This is a genomic window from Brucella sp. NBRC 12950 (assembly GCF_030268145.1).
Lineage (GTDB): Bacteria > Pseudomonadota > Alphaproteobacteria > Rhizobiales > Rhizobiaceae > Brucella.
Genome location: NZ_BSQC01000022.1, coordinates 46,920 through 66,511 on the forward strand (window position 1 = coordinate 46,920; position 19,592 = coordinate 66,511).

The following is a 19,592-nucleotide window of genomic DNA, read 5'->3' on the forward strand; positions in this document are numbered from 1 at the left end:
CTCAGCTGAGAACCCGGCATGCTGCGCATGCTAATTGGGTTGAACCAGCAGGGCCGTCCAGTTAACTAAGTATTAACTTTAAAGTTGTTGACGACTCAGGGAAACAACGCCATCTTGACGCTCAATATCTCAAATACTGAAGTTGAGCGCTTTTAATGATCACCACCGCCAATGCCGAAACAAAGCAATCACCTGTCGAGAAGTCGCTCACCCGACTGATCGAAGGCGACGCTGACACATTGAGCGCTCAGCTTCAACAGTTGCGAGCCCGTGCTTTTCCTCCGACCGCCCAGAAAGAACTCAGAAAATTTGCGCCTGGTGAAGCCGCAAAGTTGTTAGGCATCAGCGACGTTTATCTTCGTACGCTTGTGAACGAGGGCGTCATTGGCGATGCTGAAAAGAACGCAGCTGGACGCCGTCTGTACTCACTCGAGCAGATCCACGCTCTTCGTGAGCACCTGGGAAAAAATAAGAAAGCTTATATTCAGCGCCGCGAAGCAGATGATCGTCTTCAAGTCATTGCGGTCACCAACTTTAAGGGTGGGTCCGGCAAAACGACAACGGCCGCTCACCTCGCGCAATATTTTGCGCTCCGCGGCTATAGGGTCCTTGCGGTCGATCTCGATCCTCAGGCGTCACTTTCTGCTCTGTTTGGTATTCAGCCAGAATTTGATCTCGAAGCGAACGAGACCCTTTATGGCGCCATCCGGTATGATGAAGCGCAAAGACCGCTAAAGGACATCATCAGAAGAACCTATTTTACCGGTCTCGACATCATCCCAGGGAACCTTGAACTGCAGGAGTTCGAACATGAAACTCCGCGAGCACTCACGTCCTCGTCTCGTTCAAGCGATAAGATGTTCTTTACACGGGTCGCATCTGCTTTGAGCAGCGTCGAAACTGATTACGATGTCGTTGTACTCGATTGTCCACCGTCTCTTGGTTATCTAACACTCTCTGCCTTATGTGCCGCAACATCAGTGCTCGTGACAATTCATCCGCAAATGTTGGACGTCGCTTCTATGAGCCAGTTTTTGCACATGACTGCAGGATTGTTCGATGTTGTCGAGAGGGCAGGGGGGAATGCTAACTACGACTGGTTCCGCTACGTTCTCACACGTTACGAACCGAACGACAGTTCCCAATCACAAATTGCTGGATTGCTGAAGAGCCTGTTCGGAGATCGCGTCCTAACCAGCTCGATGGTGAAGTCTGCAGCTATTTCAGACGCGGGGATCACAAAACAAACTCTTTATGAAGTCGGCCGTGAGAACTTCCACCGCCAGACCTATGACCGAGCAATTGAAGCGCTCGATGCGGTCAATGGTGAATTGGAACAACTCGTAAAAGAAGCATGGGGTAGGTGATGAGCAAACGACGCGACGCCCTTAGAGATTATCTATCTCCGATAAAACAGGATGCAGAGTTCTCAGCTGAGAACTCTCCGCGTCGACCTCAGGTCACATCTGGCGCTCTTCAAAGCATGAACGACGCCATCTCAGGACTCTCTCATGAAGCTGACGCACTCCGAGAAGCACTTTCGAGCGGGAGTGCGATCGTAGAGCTGGATGCGAGCGACATTGAATCCTCTTTCGTGTCTGATCGCCTTCAGGACCACAACTCGGAAGATTTCAATGGTTTGCTCGAAAGCATCCGAGAGAACGGCCAGGCTGTCCCAGTCCTCGTTCGCCCACACCCCATTAGATCGGGTCATTACCAGCTCGCCTACGGACACCGCCGGGTAGCGGCTCTCAAGCAACTTGGATTGAAAGTTAAAGCATTTGTTCGGGAACTATCGGACGATGAGCTCGTCATTGCACAGGGCAGTGAAAATCTGGAACGAAAAGACCTGAGCTTCATTGAAAAGGTTTTCTTCGCCAAGCGTCTAGAAGACCGTGGAACGTCACGTGCAGTGATCATGGCAACGTTCGGGACGCGTTCGAAGGGCGTCCTCTCTGAAATGATTTCCCTCGCGAGCAAACTACCAGCCGACATTGTCGAGAAAATAGGGACTGCACCCGGGGTCGGCCGCCCGAGATGGGAAAGCTTCTCGTCACTTTTGTCGACAGCAGCTATTGATCGAGTGCGAGCGCTTATTGAAACCGAAGAGTTTGCTAGTAAGAGCAGCTCAGATCGCTTTGAGGCTGCTTTCGCTGTTGCCAAAGAGCCCCGCCTCAAGGACGTCCAAGCTCTTACATCGTGGACATCGCAGGACCGCAGGGTGGAGATCGTCTCACGTCCAAAACCAAAATCGCTGACGCTCGAGTTTTCGAGCGCAGAAGGTAAAGCGTTTGGAGATTGGATTTCCAAGAATTTCGAACGCCTTCACAGTGAATATAGCGAGGGCAGCCGTTCAACAGGAGATTAACCGCAAAAGAAAAAGGCCCCCTAACGTCACCGTCGTGGAAGCCCTTCTCGAAGTTCTAGCAGACTGAGAATCGCATTTCCTCGAATCAGTGTCAAGAGTCACTGGCGTCATTTTGGCGGGCAACTTTCTTTTGCCTTGAGAAAGGTAGAAGGAAATGCAAGTTTTGGAGAATGTCACGTCTGCTTTACGCAGGCGATTAAAGTCTGTTTGTCAAAATTCAAAGCAGACTTCGGCAGCTAGCACGGGTGTTAGCAGATGGGCTTTGTACAAACAGCTCTGCATTGCAAAATCTGAGTTTAACCTGAATGATCGCTGCCTTGCAGTCTTAAGCTCGCTTTTGTCTTTCCTGCCGGATGATCAAATCAGTGCGAATAACCAACCTGTCGTGTTTCCATCAAACCGACAGTTGTCACTGCGCGCGCACGGTATGCCTGAATCCACACTTCGCCGGCATCTGTCGACGCTTATCAATGCAGGTATTATTGCTCGAAAGGACAGCCCAAACTGTAAACGCTACGCGCACAAAGACGGGGCAGGGGCTGTTGAGCTGGCTTTTGGCTTTTCTTTTGCACCTTTAATAGAACGGGCACCCGAAATAGCGCAGAAGGCTGAGACCATTCTTGCCCGGCAGCGTGCACTCAAGATGCTACGCGATGAAGTCTCTGTGGCGAGACGAGAGATCGCCGCGAAGTTCGAAACCGCTGATCAGACGGAAACGCTTAGTGCGCTTTTCTGTCGTTTTCGGACGATTGTCGATACCATTCCACGTCGTGCCTCCGCCGCCGAACTGAACTCAATCAAGGCAAATTTTGAAGCAATTCACTCAGAACTCACTAACTTGTTGGAAAACAACGAGAATGATCCGGAAATAAGCGGCACAGCCGCTCAATCTGAGCGGCACTATTATGAATCCCCCACAGAATCCCTTTTAGATTCTAAAAATGTAAAATTGAATGATTTGACTGAGAAAATGCTTGAAACGGACCAACCTGCATCGTCTCCAGTCACGTCTTCCCAACAATTGACGCCGTTGCCTTTGGATATGGTCCTGAGATCTTGTCCCGATATTACGGCCTATGCTGCTCATGGAATTAACTGCTGGCGCGATCTTCTTAATGCAGCAAGCGTTGTGTCATCTTTCCTCGGCATAGCAGAGAACACATGGCGCGAAGCCGCTGTTATTTTGGGTAGGGAAGGGGCCTCAACTGTTGTCGCCTGGATTTTGCAGCGCGCAGATGGAATTAAGAGCCCTGGTGGCTATCTCCATTCACTTATCTACCAAGCAAAGAATGGGCAGTTCGAGCTCACGTCGTTATTGTCAGTTAAGTAGTGGCCTCGATCGTTTTGAACGAATGTCTGTTTCAGAGTTCCACTGATCCAATGGAACGAACTCCTCGCCTAGGATGGCGCCCCCTCAACTCATTTTGCTGAGTGCGGCGATATTGAAGGAGTGTGACCGAAGCTCAGCCTGGTCGGTTCAGACGCTACCCTTTGGGGAAACCCACCCATGCTCTTAAGCGAGGAAAACAGTGACTATTCGAGCGTCACTGCAACTTTGACCGAGAATCCAGCACGTTCATCTTTTCCGCTAGGGGGTGCGGTTATGGACTTAACGCTTTCAAGCTTTTTCTTAACCCAGGTATCGAGCGCTGGCATAGAAGGGTTGGAATGCACTAGAACCTTCCTAATCTCACCTCGCGATGTGATGATAAATTTCACATTGAGCTTAGTTGCACGTGGTAAGAGATGCAGCGGCATTCTATTCAGTGCTAATTTCAACCGCCATACTGTTTCGTCATGCCATGTTTTCACCCCGTTCGCCGCAGCAGCGGTGCTGAGAAATGAAAAAACGGGTATTATCATTACTGCAAGTATGCGTAGAAACTTCATTTATTGCCCCTCATTGCGACAGCGAGTTAAACTGCAGGTCGCTTTATTGTAGTTTTCAAAGCTTTGCTATAATCAGTTCGCTAGAATTATTGCAATCGACACGCTCTACTTCAAACCTAATGACACCAGCGATCCGCCGCCGACGTTGCTTCAATGGAGCAATGAACTTGAACGATGAATGTGGTTAAGACCCATTACCATCAAGCCTTAGCAACAGGCGCGCTTTCGAACATAATTTTAGACTCGTGCATGCGAATTCGCGAGCACCTATGAGCGTGCGTCTAAGAGCGAAATGCTCACGCTTCACCGATGGTCGTGCAGTTACGCTTGAATTCACATCTCGGATAACGACTACAGCCTAGAAATTCCCCATACTTGCTCGACCGAAGTATCAGAACACCGATGTCACATTTGGGGCACGGTTCTTTCACGTCTCCGTCTACTGCTTCGATTTTCAATTCACTTTTGGTCACTAGCTCGTTCACGAAGCGAGACGGTGTGGCGAGGCTTGTGTAGATCCGAACCTGCCGTTTCGCACGGGTCATTGCGACGTAGAACAGTCTGCGTTCTTCGGCCATGGGGAACGGGTCGGGCGCAGGCATCGGAATCTGCAAAAGGGGGTCATCTTCCATCTGGCTCGGAAAGCCTCGGAAGCCCTCGACGACGTTGAGTATCACTACGTAGTCTGCTTCCAGTCCCTTTGAGGAATGGACTGTTTTAAAGGAAATATCGAGATGTTCTCCGTACCGGCTTTGCCATGATTTTAGCTCATGAGGAGCATCATTCCGATACCTCCCAAGTAACAATACGCTGATGCGGTCGCCGCCGCTCGTTTTAAGTCTTCCAGCATCTATATATCTGCACATTAAATCGAACTGTTCAGCGAGGTGGCGTGAAGCATTCGACATGTCTTCAAATCCGAACGCTAGCACTGACACGTTGGCGTAGGTGCTCGTCGTCTTGACTGATTTTTTGATCTGAACGGGATTGGCTTGAATGAATTGACTGGAAATGTCGCAAAGGGTTTGAGGGCAGCGAAACGTCGTGCTCAAGCGTAATTGAGTAGCGTGCGAAAACTGCTTGTCAAATTCAGTCATCACGGAAATGTCCGCGCCTGCAAAGCGGTTGATGCCTTGCCAATCGTCTCCGACAACACAAAGGTGAACATGATCAGTCTCGCTCTTAAGAAGCCCCTTCAAAAGGCGAATTCGAGCGCGCGAAGAATCCTGAAATTCATCTGCGAGTACAATATTGAACGGGCTGCGATAGGCTTGGCTTTCTACATGATGTGCTGCCTGCACAAGCATGTCTTCGAAATCAATGCTATTGGTCGCTTTCAGTCGCCTTTCCCATTCGCCCGAAATGCGCTTGTACAATTTCATAAATAGCTCAACCCGTGCAGCGTTGCCTTCATGTGACTGATCAAGGGCTGCCTTATCCAGGAGAGCAGGGCTAAGGCCATTGCTCTTCACGTGTTGCTGAAAAATCCGCACAATGTTCATGATTTCCCGGTTGCTGACCGGCTGAGTGCCCTTCGCCTGCCGAGCCGGATTGAAGGAAACAGCCTGTCCACGTTTCCTCAATTCGCCGTGGAGCTTGTTTAAAGCATTTCCTTTTGCAATCTCATATGATGTCGTTTCAAAAAGAGAAGTCCCCATCTGTGCGTGCAAACCACGCTTCCAAGCCACGCCTTTGACATATCCGGGTCCAAAATGAGGCGGCGCTTTGCCATTTGCACCAAGCGCAAAATGCTCGTGGTAGAGTTTGATTTGTGGATAGAAAAAGTCAGGCTGATACTGCCGGGCGGCTTCGTTAGCGGTCACATGTTCATAATCACGCTCATATTCATAGGGAACGCTGTGATAGAATAACCAGTCAGCGATCAACCGCTCTTCTTTACTTTTGACAATTTCGTCGTTTGCTGTTCGATGGCCGCGTCGGCCATTTTGATAAGCATCAGGCTCGGCTTTCTCTCCTGAACGACCTATATCCCGACCATACACGAGCCGGAATAGATTCCAGTCATTGCGAAACTCCGTGTCTTTTGCAGAGAGATCTTCGACTATTCGCTCGATTTCCGCTATGTCTTGACCCGGATGTTCCACCCATCGGGCAAGAGCGGGCTTTTTACCGGTGGCCTGCGCGATAACCTGCAATCCGAAGCTATGAAACGTTTCGACCTTGATATCGTTAGCACCTTCGAAATCTGCTAGTCGGGCCTGGATTCTGGTCCGCAATTCGTTCGCAGCGTCTTTATTAAAAGCCAGCACCAGGATCTGATGCCCCTTCGTAAGACCTTCGTGCAAAGCATAGGCAGCTTTAGCAACCATTGTTGAGGTTTTTCCGGATCCAGCCGCAGCGACGATCTGCACGCTGTTGTCCATACAGATACACGCATCAATCTGCTCGTCCGTTAGCGGGTTCTTTTCTATCGTATCGAATAGGTGTTTCAGACGGACTTTCTGTTGCGATTTAAATAGAATATTGCCTGCCATGAATTCGAACTTCAGTGCTTCAAGAGCCGGGTTTGGATTAACCAGTCTGTCCATAAAGCTGGTCGGCCTTTCAGGAGCAGGAAACTGCTGAACGATCCTTTCTGCTGTCCCAGACGAAATCCATTTTGAACGGTCAACGAGAGGTTCCCATTTTGCTCGCCATTCACGGTTCTGTTGTTCGAAATCGACCGTGCTATCAACTCTAGGAGCAGGCTGCTTTGCGAGAATAGGGGCGACCTTATCGGCTTTTTTTGTAACGCCCATTTTGGTCAGGAGCTCATTTAAGATGACAAGCGCTATAATAATTAAAAAGAATTCGAACATTATCGCCCCACGAAATACCCTGCTCAAAATTGGGGTTACCTGAGCAGAACCACAACTTCAACCCATACACTTTCCCATTATGTTAAGAGCTACCGGCTCGCTTGGTGTGGATACTGAGATGCAACAGTAAAATATCTCTAAGTCTAGATGTTTGGGAGCCAGACCAGCTAGACAATCCTTGGGATAAGCAAAAAGCAGCCAGCACCTTTCGATTGAACGCGAAATCTCCTACCGCTACAGTTTTGGGGAAATCGAAACTGCTCAGTAATTCTTCGCTTGAAGGCTAACTGATCTGTAAAAATTCTGGCATTCTATTGAGAGATCGGAACAGAGGGCACGTGTCTAGATTTAATCCAAATCAAACTGTCGATCCAATTTATGATGCCGCAGCAAAATGGAAAGAATTTGGTCTTCTCACCGAGAGATCAGTTTTTTCGGCTGACACTAATTTATGGACAGTTGGGTTACTTGAAGAACTTGATAGACGCTTTGTGAGAAACCTCGACGCCGGGGAAGGCGATTTCCTCTCGAAGTTGAAAATTCAGCTCGCAGAAGGCTCGCCTGAATGCCGCCAGCTAATGGCAGAGTGTTTATGGCTAACACAGCTCTTTCCATCAAACGTTAGTGCAGGGAAGAAGCGCGAGAATGTCTTAGAGGTCTGGTCGTGGTCCGGAAGCGCGTTGGACCCAGCAAATCCAATTCTGTCTGACGCTGTGCTTGGAGGGATTGGTTCCGCGGGCACTGCGTACAACACACACCGTTGGCGAGAGCTCTCCTTTTTGATTAGTGCCCTGCGGAACTACAAAGTTCGCGATGTTGAAGATCGGCGTCGGATCGCTACGGATCCTTGGGCTTTCTCTGGCTGGCTCAGCGACCTTCCCGAAGCAAGACGAAGGCAAGTGATCCACATTCTTTCCCATCTGTTGTTCCCTGACACTTTCGAGCGGATCAGCTCGGAAGGCGACAAACGCAAGATTCTCGCGGGTTTCGAAAACGTGCCAGAAAGGGAGATCCGCAAATCGAGCACTGTCGAAATCGACAGGGCGTTGCTCGATTTGCGCCGCCGACTTGAAGCTGAACATGGCGGCAACATTGATTTCTATCAGGAAGAAATTGAAGCTCAGTGGAAGAACCAGACGAAAAGTTGGCTTCTCACTTGGAATCCTGGCAAATGGAACTGGGATACGCTTGCTTCTGATCGTGCTATAACGATTAGTGCAGAGAAGGCTCATAAGCCGTGGCGGTGCAACTCGGGGAAACCGCAAGAGGGGGATCGCGTCTTCCTCGCTCGCATAGGCAATCATCCGAAGGGCATTGTGGCCAGTGGTAAAGTCACACGCGCTCCGTATGAATTTGAGCACTGGGAACTGGAACGTGCTGAAGCGGGCGAAACGGCGGGTTTTGTGGATGTCGCATTTGACGTGGTTCGCGATGCCACAACTGACCCAATTGTTTCACTGGATAATCTGCAAAGCAGGGAACCTGAACAGCAATGGACACCTCAATCTTCGGGAATTGAGATAAGGTCGAAAGCGGCCCGAACACTGGAACGTCTCTGGAAGGCGCTACCACCCTTGACATCCAGCGCAGCAGCCATCAGCGGCGACGCCGGGTCAGTAGCTTTGTCATCTAAGAGAGCCACAGTACCACTTAATATCATCCTCTTTGGACCACCGGGAACCGGCAAGACACATCGCCTGATGAAGGATTATCTGCCGCAGTATCAGGATGTAACGGGCAATCGCTTCGAATTTGTCACATTTCATCAGAACTACGCGTATGAGGATTTTGTTGAAGGTATTCGACCAGTCATGAACGGCGACACTGTTACGTATCGTGTCCAGCCAGGGGTACTGAAAAGACTTTGTGAACGCGCACGGAATGCACCGGACAAGCGATTTGCGCTATTTATAGATGAAATCAATCGTGGAAACGTTTCGAAAATCTTTGGCGAACTAATCACTCTGATTGAGGTTGATAAGCGAATTCGTACGGACGCATCGGGTGAGCGGTTGGCAGATTGTACGGGGCTGGAGGTTACACTGCCAAACTCACCCGAGCCTTTCGGTGTGCCCGCAAATGTCGACGTTATTGGGACCATGAATACAGCCGACCGATCGATTGCTTTGCTGGACAGTGCATTACGCAGGCGTTTCAGATTTGAAGAGCTTACACCGAAGCCGGAATTGCTCGAAACCATCGATGACGGCGAGGGCGATTCAATCGATCTGCGTCAGCTGCTTGAGACCATGAATGCGCGTTTGTCTCACCTGCTCCATCGCGAACAGACTCTGGGACATAGCTATTTTCTGAACGTGAAATCATTCAGAGAACTGCGTCGCGTGTTCGCGAGAGAAATCTTGCCGTTTCTACAGGAGGCGTTTTACGACGACTGGCGTCGGATCCGCTATGTTCTCGCCGACCAGGCAGTCACGAAAGATATGCAACTGGTGCGGATACGAAAGCTCAGTACTGCGGAGCTGTTTCCCAATGTCGATACGACCGAAATTGGCGAAGCAGAGGCTTTTGAGATCGTTCGGGAAGAAGAGATCACTCCAGACTCGATCCGCAAAATCTACGAGCCGCTGGAATGAAACGTCTAACGTTCAGGGAGCGGGAAAGCGTCAGTTTTGGTCCGGGTGGTATGATAAGCGAGCCGGAAGCCGAAAGTATTGCAAAGATGGTGCAAATTTTGCCCCGTGGCGCCGTCACATGGGGCCACAAGACGCTGAAGTTCGGGCCATTTTGCGGTGTATTTCAGACAGATCTGCTGACGATTGAAGTGCTGCCGAAGATCGACGCTGGCGACGACAGGTCGGACGATATGCGGGGCCTGCTGATATCGATGCTGGCCATTGCGGGTCAACTTGGATCGAGGAGGCTGCCCGAAGCTCGGTTGGCCCAACAGCAAAACCATCTCCTGGACGTTTTCATTGAGGATTTCTGTTGTCTTGTGAGAGCGGCTCTCAAAAAGGGAGGGATTGCCAGATACGAAGAGATGAAGGTAAGCCTCAACGCTGTTCGCGGACGGCTGGAACTGACCGAACATCTTCGTGCAAATGCGTTCGACCGATCACGGCTGCTCTGTAGTTTCGATGAGCGCAGTTTCGACAATAAATACAATCAGACTCTCAAAGAGGTTCTTAGGATTCTTCATCGTTTTGCAATGAGCGCACTTACCCGGTCTGTAGTCGCGGGTCTTCTCAATCGCTTTGACGAAGTGAGCGATCGCAAGGTCAACGTTCATCATATTAAATCTCTCAGCTTCGATCGCACAATCCGGTATTGGGAAGAGGTGTTTGTACGCGCGGGCTTTCTGCTTTCAGGGCTTTTTCCGGACGTTCGTACAGGAGCTGTCGATGGATCAGCGTTGATGTTTAACATGGAAAAGCTCTTTGAGAGGGTGCTCGGAATACGTGTCCGTCAGCTATGCGCGATGCATGGGGGGAACTTTTCCGTAGGCCTTCAAGGGCCGATCAAAAAGCTCGCAACGTCGGCATTTGAGCTACAGCCCGACATAACCGTTGATGATGGAAGTGATTGTGTGGCCATTTTTGATGCAAAGTGGAAACGCCTCGATCTCGGTCTGCCCAACTCGGGCGTTGCTGGTAGCGACGCTTATCAAATGAACGCTTACGCTAGTCGGTATCGTTGCAAGCGCCTGGCGCTTGTGTACCCGGCCTCCCGGGACCTGCCATCAGGAAAGATTGACGAGTTCGAGCTTGAGACTCTTGATCGGCCGGTGTTAGAGGTAATTACAGTTGATGTGCAGAAACTTGCCTCAGGGAACTGGTTTCCCAAGTCTATAGAACGGCTGATCACTAACCTTTAGTTTATTTTGTTTCAGATCTTTAGCGAGTGATTTAGAGCACGTCCATTGAACTCGGAATCGCGTTGAGGATTACCCTGGCTGTGAATGGCAGCACTTGAGTAAGGTATTTATTGCCAAGCATCCCTTTATTTGTCGTAGATGTATCCAACACCAATGCTGACATCAACCTGCTTGGCTCTGGCGGTCGCGGTATCAAGCTGACCTTTGATATGCAGATCATTACCAGTATCGGCAGTCGGTGTCTCGACGATAACGGTGCAGCGCGCAGGTTTGTGTGCATGCCGGACGTGACATAGACAGTCCGTTGCGTGTTGATACCGCTTCCAGCAGTATCGCAAACTTAATCTTCTTCGGATACACAGCGTTCTGCTGAGAATCTATTCATTTTGATGGTGTGCTATGTGGACCGAAGCGTCATTCGAACTTTTGACTGAGACTGCTTCGTCCATCACTGATAAAACGTGCGCCGACTTTCGAGGAGGGGACATCAACAAGGAAAACTCCTTCACTGTCACCCTACTCACACGTCTGAGAGACGGCCTCAATGGACTAAAACTTGAACCGGCTTACAGACCGGGAAGCTCGATGGGCCCGAGTGCTCCCTACTCATATTCTATCCGGGCAAGAGATACCCAAGCGAACGTTCTCAGGTCGGAAGAAAACCTCTCTGGCGCTGACATGCTATTTGGCTTCAGAGGAGAGATTAATGGAGAAGTCGTAGACAAGGCGCTGATCGTTCAGGCCAAGCTCTGGAATGGCGAGGGTCCATTTCTCGGACTGCCAAAGGGGAAAGAGAACCGTCGGGAACTATTCTTACAGTGTAGACGGATGAAAGAGATAAGCCCAGCCTCGTTCGTATTCGTCTACTCGCGGGATGGCATCCGCTGCTACGATGCAGATGATATAATTAATAAATTTCCAGACGGCGTCGACTTTAGGGAGGGCTGGGATTTCACCCTATTTATCAAGCGATTGTTCGGATGCACTCTTGGCGACCACGGCATGAGGTATATGATTGACGGAGAACTGAAGCCATACTTGGAGCGTCGTAAGATCCGAAATGGATTCATGGTCGAACTTGAACAAGAATAGGATGTTCGCATTAGTTCTAGGCGCATTCATCCATCTATTCTATGGCTATAGGCCTTGTTCATTCATATCATGTGTGTGGCTTTCACCGCGATTGTAGCAACGCGAGATCAAACCCGGTTATGGTATGCTGACTGATGTAGAAGAAGAGTTGTGACCCAAGGTTTTCTGTGCGTGTCGGGATCCGACGCACTAGCAACGGTCCACCGTCGTCTCGCCAACTAGTCAACGATTACCCGCTGGCGGGGTCTGGAGGATGCGTTTCCATCGCCAGCCGTCAAAGCCGCGATCTGCTTCGCCGTCCGCGCCATCAGTCCTGTGCCTATGAAGTCCAATCGGATTTCGGTTTCAGGCCGAATTCATCTGAGATTTTTTTCCTGGTAACAGGCTGCTAGACTGCTTTGACACTTATCCAAGTATCTGAAAGGTGCACGTAATCAACAATTAGTTGATAAATTAGTTTGCACGTGCTATATGGATGGCGAGGCGACAGACCGACTGCAACAGCGCCTCTCCGTCCTGATTAAAATCGGGATCCGCGCGAGCGGGGGGAAACCTGGGCTGTCGGATACAAAGGGCCACCTGCGGGGGGCCCTTAAATTTTTATCGAGCAAACTTTATTGACCGGCCCATATAGGTGTTCTCCACCAGCCTGGCAAAGTCGATTGTGTTCGTTGTCTGTCCATCGCCGTATTCACCCTTTTCCCGCGCGTAGGCGCTCTGAACATGCATCGCGACGCCCTTCTTTTTCTTTGAAAAATCATACCTCTTCACGCTGAAGAATACATGGTACGGGCCTTGCGGCGAGGGCACTCCGGCTGCAAAGTAAACGTACCCGTCTCTTTCCCAAGTTTGATAAACTCTGACATCTGGAAAAGTTTCAATCAGTTCACGCAGCCCGAGGGACAGACCGTATCTGACAGGGCAGAACACCCTGTTTTTGAAGCATAGATGCTCAGGCGGATCTTGCGGGGTAAACTTGCGCGTGAACGTGTGTTCGTCGAACGTTACAAACACGCGCCGCTCTGGTTCCGTACCAACCCTGCAGCGAAACTCAAATGGCTCAAGATGAGTAAGGCAGATGTCTGTTTCTGCATGCTGAAATGGTGGCCAGTAGCTCAAAATTCTCAAATTCCCCGATAGCGCCGATACGTTTATGTTATTTACAGAATGAATAACAAGCACAATAAAACCAACCTGATGAATATCAGCATCGACACCTACTCGTCAGTCGTTATTTGCTTCGTGCACCTTTCTCGAATCATAATCGCTCTGTCAGTCCGTTTGCCCAAACCTGCCTGGGTAATTCGCTATAGGTAAGATCAGCAACCGTTCATATTCGCAACCGACACGCCATTATTGGCCTGCGTCGCCAGGCTGACAATAGTGTTTTCCGCGAACTGCTTCTAGCGGTCTTTTACCAGAGCATAGCGCCCGAGAATTCGATATGTTTACAGCCGACCCGTGAGGTATGTACCATCCTCTCGTCTCTACGACCGTATTGGCCCCATGAAAATGCCGGTTACGACCTCGGCAAGAGCCTTGGCCCGCTCGTGATTGCCAACTCAAAACAAACTAGCTTGCTCTTCCTTATTGTCATTGCTCGGTGTCAGGTCGATCAAGTCAGCGTCGGGCAATGGCTTCTGCATTTCTTTGGCTTCATCCCATGGTGCTCGCAACCATGTATCGATTTCTTCGGTCGTGCGGAGGATTACAGGCATTGCTTTGGGATGGACGGGCTTTACCACGGCGTTTGGCTCTGTGGTGAGGAAAGCAAAGATATCGACCTCAACCGGGCCTTCCTTCTTCTTTCGCACCCCTTTCCAAGTCGTCCAAATGCCAGCAAATGCAAAGAGCGGCTTATTCTCGCTGAGAGCGAACCAGTGCAGCGGCTTACGTTTTGTTTTTGGATCAGGCTCTTGCCCGTATTCTGAAAATGAGGTGGCTGCTACGACGCAGCGGCTTTCAACACCTTGCCAGCGCCGCCAATGAGGTGAGGTGAGGTTGCGTAGGTTCGTTACGCCGCTGTCAGCTTCGCCCTTAACGTACATAGGCGGCGTTGGCATTCCCCAACGAAGATGTGCCAGCTCGTGCTCACCATCTGCTAAATTTCGCAAGACCGGGGCTGGATAGTCCGGGTAGACGTCTAATTGCGGATCAACGCGGTTCGTCATGTCACCAAACTTGGGGAAGAGACGGCGCATGGCCTCATGGTTGGTCGTAATGTTATAAAGACTATGCCGATATCGGCATAGTCTCTATTATGCCGATCCTATGATTATGCCGACATGCGCTGACAGAAGCCAGTGGAGCCCAGCCTTCAGAGCACAAAGATCGGCATAATCGGGCGGGGAGTTGCGCCCCAGCCATCTGTGAGGTCGGGGAGCGGCGCGCTATAACGATTCCAAGAAGCCGAGCATGGTATCGTCAGGTTTGAACCGGCGAGTTGGGGCTGACGCCGGCGCGGTCTTCGCCAAAGCGCGCTCCTTTATCTCCATGTCGGCGTGCAAATAGATATCTGTCGTTCCGACCTGCTCATGCCCGAGCCAGAGTGCGATGACGGACTGCTCGATCCCCGCCCTCATCAGGCGCATGGCGGCGCTATGCCGTAAGACATGCATGGTGATCTTCTTCTGCATGATTGCCGGAAAGGTCTTGCCCGCCATATCGACATATTTCGCCAACCGATGTTCGATTGCATCGCGGCTCAAAGGGTTTCCGGCCCTGGTAACGAACAGAGGATCGGTTTCAGTGCTGCCTCTTTCTCTCAACCAGTGTTTCAGAAGCGACGCCATTTGTTTGGTCAGGGGCGTGATCCGCATCTTGCGACCTTTGCCAATGCAACTGACATGCGCGCCGACGCCGAGGTGAACGTCGTAGAGAAGCTTTCTTTCGACCCATCCTGAGAAATACCGTGAGTGTGGAGAACTGGCAAATGGTCAAATTTGATTCAAGGCGCCCCTACATTCGATTTAAAGCGTAAAAAAGGAAGGCTCATTAGAGAAATATTAGGCTAGAGATTTTTTTTCTGAAAATGAAAATTTGCAAACGAAATAAATTGCTGATGGGAAGACATTAGAGATTTATATTTTTTATTGTAGAATTTCAATTCGCGGAATATTTTGCTTCTACTTGTTGAGGTGATGAATTGGGGATGGTTTTGAAGTTTACTCACTATCTAAGTGTAACTGCGATATTGTGCAGCGTTGCTCAGCCATCTGTCGCCCAAAATGTCTCGGTCAGAGATATGACATGCGCTGGATGGGTGATGGACCATTGCCCCTTCTGGGGCTACGAAGGTCGCGTAAAGGCGAATTCTGAAATAGGCCGAAATATGGCAGCTGCGCTAGTGTTCTTTGCGGGCTATTGCAAAAAGGAAGGGTTTGCTAAGCTTAATCCTCTTGCGGTCAAATTCGTTAAAGACGCCAAATCCTCAAATCCAAAGCAATTCGATGAAATGTCTGCACGATTTAAGAGGGAAGTCCCGAAGGCTGTACTTCCAAAATACAAAGGCGAAACATGCACAAATACATGGACGTTACCTTTTCAGCCGGGTGGAGTTGCAGCAGAAGCAGTCGGTATAGAGAGTTTTTACATTTATGAAGACGATGAAATGTAATGCATTTTGTTGCGATTTTAGGATCTGACAGTTCTCACTGTTTGATATTCCGTTGTTCGCAATTGCTCCAAAGGCGAGCAAGTGCTTGGCGGAAAATTTCCACGACAACAACTGGGCTGCCTGAAAACTTCGGAGCTGCCAATACAATTTTGCAGCCTAGGTGGGTACTTTGACAGTCTTTTTGTAACTAATTGCACCAGGCTATGGGGGGCACACGAGAATTAGCGCGCAGCGAGCGTTTCTGTCAGGTTGGTTATTGAATGCGCGCGATCGACACAGCGCTTCCAGGTTACTGGCGCCGTCGAGATACGGGAATCCCTTGCCGATACGGAGTTCTAATGCGGTCCTAAAATGCAGCTTTTGGGTAGTGAATAATCATGGAAAGAGAATAACCGATGTTAAGGGCGTTGTTACACAGCAAGGATCTGGGCACGTTTATTGGAGATTCCGGAGATAGAGTGAGTTGGCGACAAATATTCAAAGCCTCTGAAGACTTCCTAACCGCGTCTGTGTTCAGTCGGTTGAGCTACCTTGAGGGCCCTGTGCTTTGGCAGATCTTGAGAGAGACATTCGGTCAAGCGTTACCTAATTGTAAAGTCGCAACTTTACAAAATGTGGAATTTTGGCCGCGATGGAGTCTGTCAACTCGTGATTTCGTAGAGCCCGACATTCTGTTTCAGTTTAGGCTTGGCGATCCTGAAATGCTGGTTGATATCCTCGTGGAATCCAAACTCGGGGATGGGTACGGTCAACATGCTCCACAATGGATCGCTGAAATTGAAGCATATAGAGAGCAATTCGGAGGCGCTGAAGGTCGTCAGCTATACTTTCTGGCGATGGGTGGACTGGGACCGAACTATAAATGTAGAACAGCTGATCTGGCTGTGCAGACCGTCGAAGCGGTGGGCCAAGTTAATATACTTGGAGCAAGTTGGGGGAAGCTGAATGATGTTATTCACGATCTAGGACAAGGATCCAGAAACCCATCTCGCATTTTGGAAGATATACTGGAAGCTCTGGCATTATGTGGAGAGCGTAAGATTAGCGAACTGTCCACACTAAGGGATATGGATCGGAACTGGTCGCTGGATGATTTAAAAAAGCTTCGGAGTGCAATGAATGAGCTTGGATAAAACATTAACAGAAGTTCGCTACGCGTATCGGATTTTATGGGAGTTTCAGAGACGAATTCTTGATACTGTCCGGTTAATATCTGATCAGTTTGATGACCGACATTTTTATCATTGGTCGAATTATAAGTGGGCTCACGGAGCTCGGGGTGGAACAGCTCCTTTTAATTTTTTCCCCGAGCATTTTCTTCCCTTATATGGCGCATCGTTTCTTTATCTATCAACAGAGCTTAAGAAAGCTAGGCTTCAACCCGAGAATTGGATGCTCGAGATGTGCGTTATACCTGACACTGCACCCTTTAAAGCCTTCGAAGCACAGGAGCAATTCGACCCGCTAGAACTGGAATTTGGGGCGCCTGAGGTGACAAAGAGTCTAATTCGATTGATTGCTTGGAAGTGTGAAGGAAAATTCCCAAAGAACTCAACTTGGTTTAATCACGTATGGAGAGGTATGGATTGGCCGCAGTTGAGCGCAGACGGAGAAATTTTGTCGCAAGGGGACGGTAAAGTCACAAGTGTCGCGTTCTCGCGCGAAATGACCGAACTCGCTGATCGCCAGCAAATAATTGACTTTGCGACAGAGGCTAAATCTGTCTTTTTATCAAAATTAAACGTGTAGAGGGCAGGAACTGAAACCGCGGCTGCCAACTATTACCCAGTGATGATCCGGACTTGAGCGCAACGAGAAGCCCAAGTTTCACAATGGATATGTGCTGGCTGACATAATTGCAGCGGAGCAGCCACTCCAGCCATTCCGCTGCTACACAACGCGCGTTATCGAACGTATCTGCTCTGGAAATCAACACACCCGGCGTGGTTCTGATAAATGCGATCATCGGAACACTGAATGACCCACTACAATTAGGGGTTGGATGGGACTCTAATCATTGAAAAAGATGGTGTTTCCAATCCGCTGAGAACTAGAGCCGTCACTGTTGTAGGTGCTATTTCCAATCCGCTGAGAGCTAGAACCGTCGCTATTGTAGGTGCTATTCCCAATCCGCTGCGAGCTAGAGCCGTCGCTGTTATAGGTATTATTTCCAATATGCTGAGAGCTGGAACCGTCGCTGTAGTAGGTGCTGTTCCCAATCCGCTGAGAGCTTGAGCCATCAGAGCAGTAGGTGCTGTTCCCGATTACATTACAACTCTGAGCATTGCTGACAGAGGAAATTCCGCAAAGTGTAAGCGTTATCAATGTAAGCCTGTACATAATCAATTCCCCGCTCTGACCTAATGTTACCTAGAAACTTGTCCAAATTCTTTATAAACTGCTTCAAAAAACATCATTACTTTGAAAATATAAAATATTATACAAGAAAATTTGCTTCAGCAAAAATAGCAAGCATCAAAAGCTCAGGAAAGATAGATTGAATTTTTCCAGAACCATTTTGGCATTAATTTAGCCAAGCCCTTTACATTTTCTCAGTATCGTAGGTTGTCGCTCTTCACTTTCGCGTTGAGCTAAATCGCAATGACGACATTCGTACCCGTTTGTTGATTATTGTGATGCTTTGCATGAACTGGGGAGGTTTAGCATTTTTCCGTCTGAATAGAGCTCCATTTTCTTTGTCTTCAAGTTGATCGTGTAAAGCCAATGATGCCGAAACCATGTTTCTTGAAATGTATAGAAACCTGGTACTCCACTTAGTATTTCGCCTGTAGGTTTCTTAAATTCACTAAGATTTGTGGATCTAATTCGTTGATCCGGATCATACTTGGAAATAGCTTCGGCAAAACCTCTATCTCTTTCTACTATTGAATACATTTGTGCCTTACATGGCCTCGGGTCTCTTTTACAAAACTCTTCAGCCCACGATCCTGGAGACACAATGCCATGAGTACGATGAGTTATAATTTTTTTAAATGTAACTTTAATATAACTAGGTATTTCACAGGATAACTCAATATTGTTGTAATATAATTCAAATGGCATCGTCGAGTACCCAACCGATACGTCTAGTTGCCGCGCGCTTCTACCTTCTTTGATTGATATAAATGCTGCTAGGTTTGGTTGCTCAAGTTCGTAAAATACGGCGTCTCCGTCGAATATCTTTCCATCAAACCTACTTTTCGACTTGGTTTCCAATGAAGAAACCAGAGATTTGATATCCTCACCAGCTATATCCCATGACTGCTTGGACGAATTTTGGTTCATCCTTGCTGTATATTTGTATTGGACGATGCAAGCATCAACAAACTTACCAGATCCTAGATCGATTCTGTGAATGGCGGGATAATTTACCCCAGTTGTCGGAGTGCCATTAAGAACTGCCGCTTTAAAAATCTCCCCGCTCGACAGGAGCCGAAGGTCACATCTTTCCGCAGCCCTGAGCATGTTTGATGGAAGCCATCGTGGATCCAAAATGCTGTCTGCGAAAGCGTTCGAAACGCAGGCGATTATACTAAGGGAAGCTACCCAAACGGCCGCAATTCTGTTGTATCTCATGTCCCCACCCCAAGATCTCCAGATCACTTCCAGCAATCTGACAGGGGCATTATTACACTAGCTGATTGCTGCCGAACAGTACGGGGCCCGCCTACACTGTTAATTTTCGGGATTCTTGAGTAGCGACGTTTTGCTGTGCGAGCCAATGGTGCTGCAGGTCCCTCAGCTCCATGACGCGGGACTTAATTCACTTCGTCTTAAACCTGAACCGCTTCAGCGAATGTGCAAGGCCATGCTTGTGCTGACGCAACGCGTGTTTTCCCCGACGTCTTGTCTCCTCGCGGCCGCTACGCTGCAAAACACGCTCAACCAAACCTTGGCGCATCCGCTTTATCAGCTGTTCGACCGATCTCTTACGAAGGGAATAGTCCCTTCGGTTAAGGAGTAAGACAATGTCTG

16 protein-coding genes are annotated in these 19,592 nt (G+C 49.2%); 10 read left to right on the forward strand and 6 right to left on the reverse strand.

The genetic code is table 11. The features are described 5' to 3' along the window. Window positions 1-155 precede the first annotated feature (155 nt). From repA to repC, 3 genes are all read left to right on the forward strand, one after another. On the forward strand, window positions 156-1,367 hold the full coding sequence (gene repA / locus QSJ70_RS25675) for a plasmid partitioning protein RepA (RefSeq protein ID WP_285540855.1): 1,212 nt from the start codon (window positions 156-158) through the stop codon (window positions 1,365-1,367). Then, complete coding sequence (gene repB, locus QSJ70_RS25680) at window positions 1,367-2,368, forward strand: plasmid partitioning protein RepB (protein WP_285540857.1); 1,002 nt, start codon at window positions 1,367-1,369, stop codon at window positions 2,366-2,368. The genes repA and repB overlap by 1 nt, the downstream gene beginning before the upstream one ends. A gap of 154 nt (window positions 2,369-2,522) precedes the next feature. Further along, the gene (gene repC / locus QSJ70_RS25685) at window positions 2,523-3,698 is read left to right on the forward strand and encodes a plasmid replication protein RepC (protein ID WP_285540859.1); all 1,176 of its coding nucleotides are present in this window, start codon (window positions 2,523-2,525) and stop codon (window positions 3,696-3,698) included. Window positions 3,699-3,901: 203 nt separating this feature from the next. Here repC and QSJ70_RS25690 read toward each other — a convergent pair whose 3' ends face one another. Next, window positions 3,902-4,258 carry a hypothetical protein gene (locus QSJ70_RS25690; RefSeq protein ID WP_285540862.1) on the reverse strand — a complete coding sequence of 119 codons (357 nt, stop codon included), beginning with the start codon at window positions 4,256-4,258 and terminating at the stop codon, window positions 3,902-3,904. Window positions 4,259-4,554: 296 nt separating this feature from the next. Further along, a complete protein-coding gene (locus QSJ70_RS25695; protein ID WP_285540864.1) occupies window positions 4,555-7,077 on the reverse strand; it encodes a UvrD-helicase domain-containing protein in 2,523 nt (840 codons plus the stop codon). A gap of 338 nt (window positions 7,078-7,415) precedes the next feature. Here QSJ70_RS25695 and QSJ70_RS25700 point away from each other — a divergent pair, with 338 nt between their 5' ends. From QSJ70_RS25700 to QSJ70_RS25715, 4 genes are all read left to right on the forward strand, one after another. Next, window positions 7,416-9,671, forward strand: a complete 2,256-nt coding sequence (locus QSJ70_RS25700) for an McrB family protein (protein ID WP_285540866.1) — start codon at window positions 7,416-7,418, stop codon at window positions 9,669-9,671. A gap of 86 nt (window positions 9,672-9,757) precedes the next feature. Then, window positions 9,758-10,909 carry an McrC family protein gene (locus QSJ70_RS25705; protein WP_285540868.1) on the forward strand — a complete coding sequence of 384 codons (1,152 nt, stop codon included), beginning with the start codon at window positions 9,758-9,760 and terminating at the stop codon, window positions 10,907-10,909. Between the two features lie 110 nt (window positions 10,910-11,019). After that, complete coding sequence (locus QSJ70_RS25710) at window positions 11,020-11,205, forward strand: hypothetical protein (RefSeq protein ID WP_285540870.1); 186 nt, start codon at window positions 11,020-11,022, stop codon at window positions 11,203-11,205. 289 nt (window positions 11,206-11,494) lie between these two features. Next, on the forward strand, window positions 11,495-12,001 hold the full coding sequence (locus QSJ70_RS25715; protein WP_285540871.1) for a hypothetical protein: 507 nt from the start codon (window positions 11,495-11,497) through the stop codon (window positions 11,999-12,001). A gap of 600 nt (window positions 12,002-12,601) precedes the next feature. Here QSJ70_RS25715 and QSJ70_RS25720 read toward each other — a convergent pair. The 3 genes from QSJ70_RS25720 to QSJ70_RS25730 all read right to left on the reverse strand — a co-directional run bounded on the left by QSJ70_RS25720 (window position 12,602) and on the right by QSJ70_RS25730 (window position 14,838). After that, window positions 12,602-13,120 (reverse strand): YjaZ family protein, encoded by a 519-nt coding sequence (locus tag QSJ70_RS25720; protein WP_285540872.1) that lies wholly within the window; start codon window positions 13,118-13,120, stop codon window positions 12,602-12,604. 443 nt (window positions 13,121-13,563) lie between these two features. Further along, window positions 13,564-14,223 (reverse strand): SOS response-associated peptidase, encoded by a 660-nt coding sequence (locus QSJ70_RS25725; protein WP_285540879.1) that lies wholly within the window; start codon window positions 14,221-14,223, stop codon window positions 13,564-13,566. A gap of 168 nt (window positions 14,224-14,391) precedes the next feature. Further along, the gene (locus QSJ70_RS25730) at window positions 14,392-14,838 is read right to left on the reverse strand and encodes a tyrosine-type recombinase/integrase (RefSeq protein WP_285540880.1); all 447 of its coding nucleotides are present in this window, start codon (window positions 14,836-14,838) and stop codon (window positions 14,392-14,394) included. Between the two features lie 320 nt (window positions 14,839-15,158). Here QSJ70_RS25730 and QSJ70_RS25735 point away from each other — a divergent pair, with 320 nt between their 5' ends. From QSJ70_RS25735 to QSJ70_RS25745, 3 genes are all read left to right on the forward strand, one after another. Then, window positions 15,159-15,617: a hypothetical protein gene (locus QSJ70_RS25735; protein WP_285540873.1), complete on the forward strand. Its 459-nt coding sequence runs from the start codon at window positions 15,159-15,161 to the stop codon at window positions 15,615-15,617. Between the two features lie 458 nt (window positions 15,618-16,075). Beyond that, on the forward strand, window positions 16,076-16,750 hold the full coding sequence (locus QSJ70_RS25740) for a hypothetical protein (protein WP_285540874.1): 675 nt from the start codon (window positions 16,076-16,078) through the stop codon (window positions 16,748-16,750). Continuing rightward, window positions 16,737-17,366: a PM0109 family protein gene (locus QSJ70_RS25745; protein WP_285540875.1), complete on the forward strand. Its 630-nt coding sequence runs from the start codon at window positions 16,737-16,739 to the stop codon at window positions 17,364-17,366. The genes QSJ70_RS25740 and QSJ70_RS25745 overlap by 14 nt, the downstream gene beginning before the upstream one ends. A gap of 879 nt (window positions 17,367-18,245) precedes the next feature. Here the strand turns inward: QSJ70_RS25745 and QSJ70_RS25750 are convergent. Further along, window positions 18,246-19,193, reverse strand: coding sequence for a hypothetical protein (locus QSJ70_RS25750; protein ID WP_285540876.1), 948 nt, complete (start codon window positions 19,191-19,193; stop codon window positions 18,246-18,248). Window positions 19,194-19,592: the final 399 nt, after the last annotated feature.

Coding starts and splice junctions, on each gene's coding strand:
- QSJ70_RS25690 (WP_285540862.1), bottom strand. CDS start 4,258: ATGAAGTTTCTACGCATACTTGCAGTAATGATAATACCCGTTTTTTCA.
- repC (WP_285540859.1), top strand. CDS start 2,523: ATGCAAGTTTTGGAGAATGTCACGTCTGCTTTACGCAGGCGATTAAAG.
- QSJ70_RS25745 (WP_285540875.1), top strand. CDS start 16,737: ATGAGCTTGGATAAAACATTAACAGAAGTTCGCTACGCGTATCGGATT.
- QSJ70_RS25705 (WP_285540868.1), top strand. CDS start 9,758: ATGGTGCAAATTTTGCCCCGTGGCGCCGTCACATGGGGCCACAAGACG.
- QSJ70_RS25715 (WP_285540871.1), top strand. CDS start 11,495: ATGGGCCCGAGTGCTCCCTACTCATATTCTATCCGGGCAAGAGATACC.
- repA (WP_285540855.1), top strand. CDS start 156: ATGATCACCACCGCCAATGCCGAAACAAAGCAATCACCTGTCGAGAAG.
- QSJ70_RS25750 (WP_285540876.1), bottom strand. CDS start 19,193: ATGAGATACAACAGAATTGCGGCCGTTTGGGTAGCTTCCCTTAGTATA.
- repB (WP_285540857.1), top strand. CDS start 1,367: ATGAGCAAACGACGCGACGCCCTTAGAGATTATCTATCTCCGATAAAA.
- QSJ70_RS25695 (WP_285540864.1), bottom strand. CDS start 7,077: ATGTTCGAATTCTTTTTAATTATTATAGCGCTTGTCATCTTAAATGAG.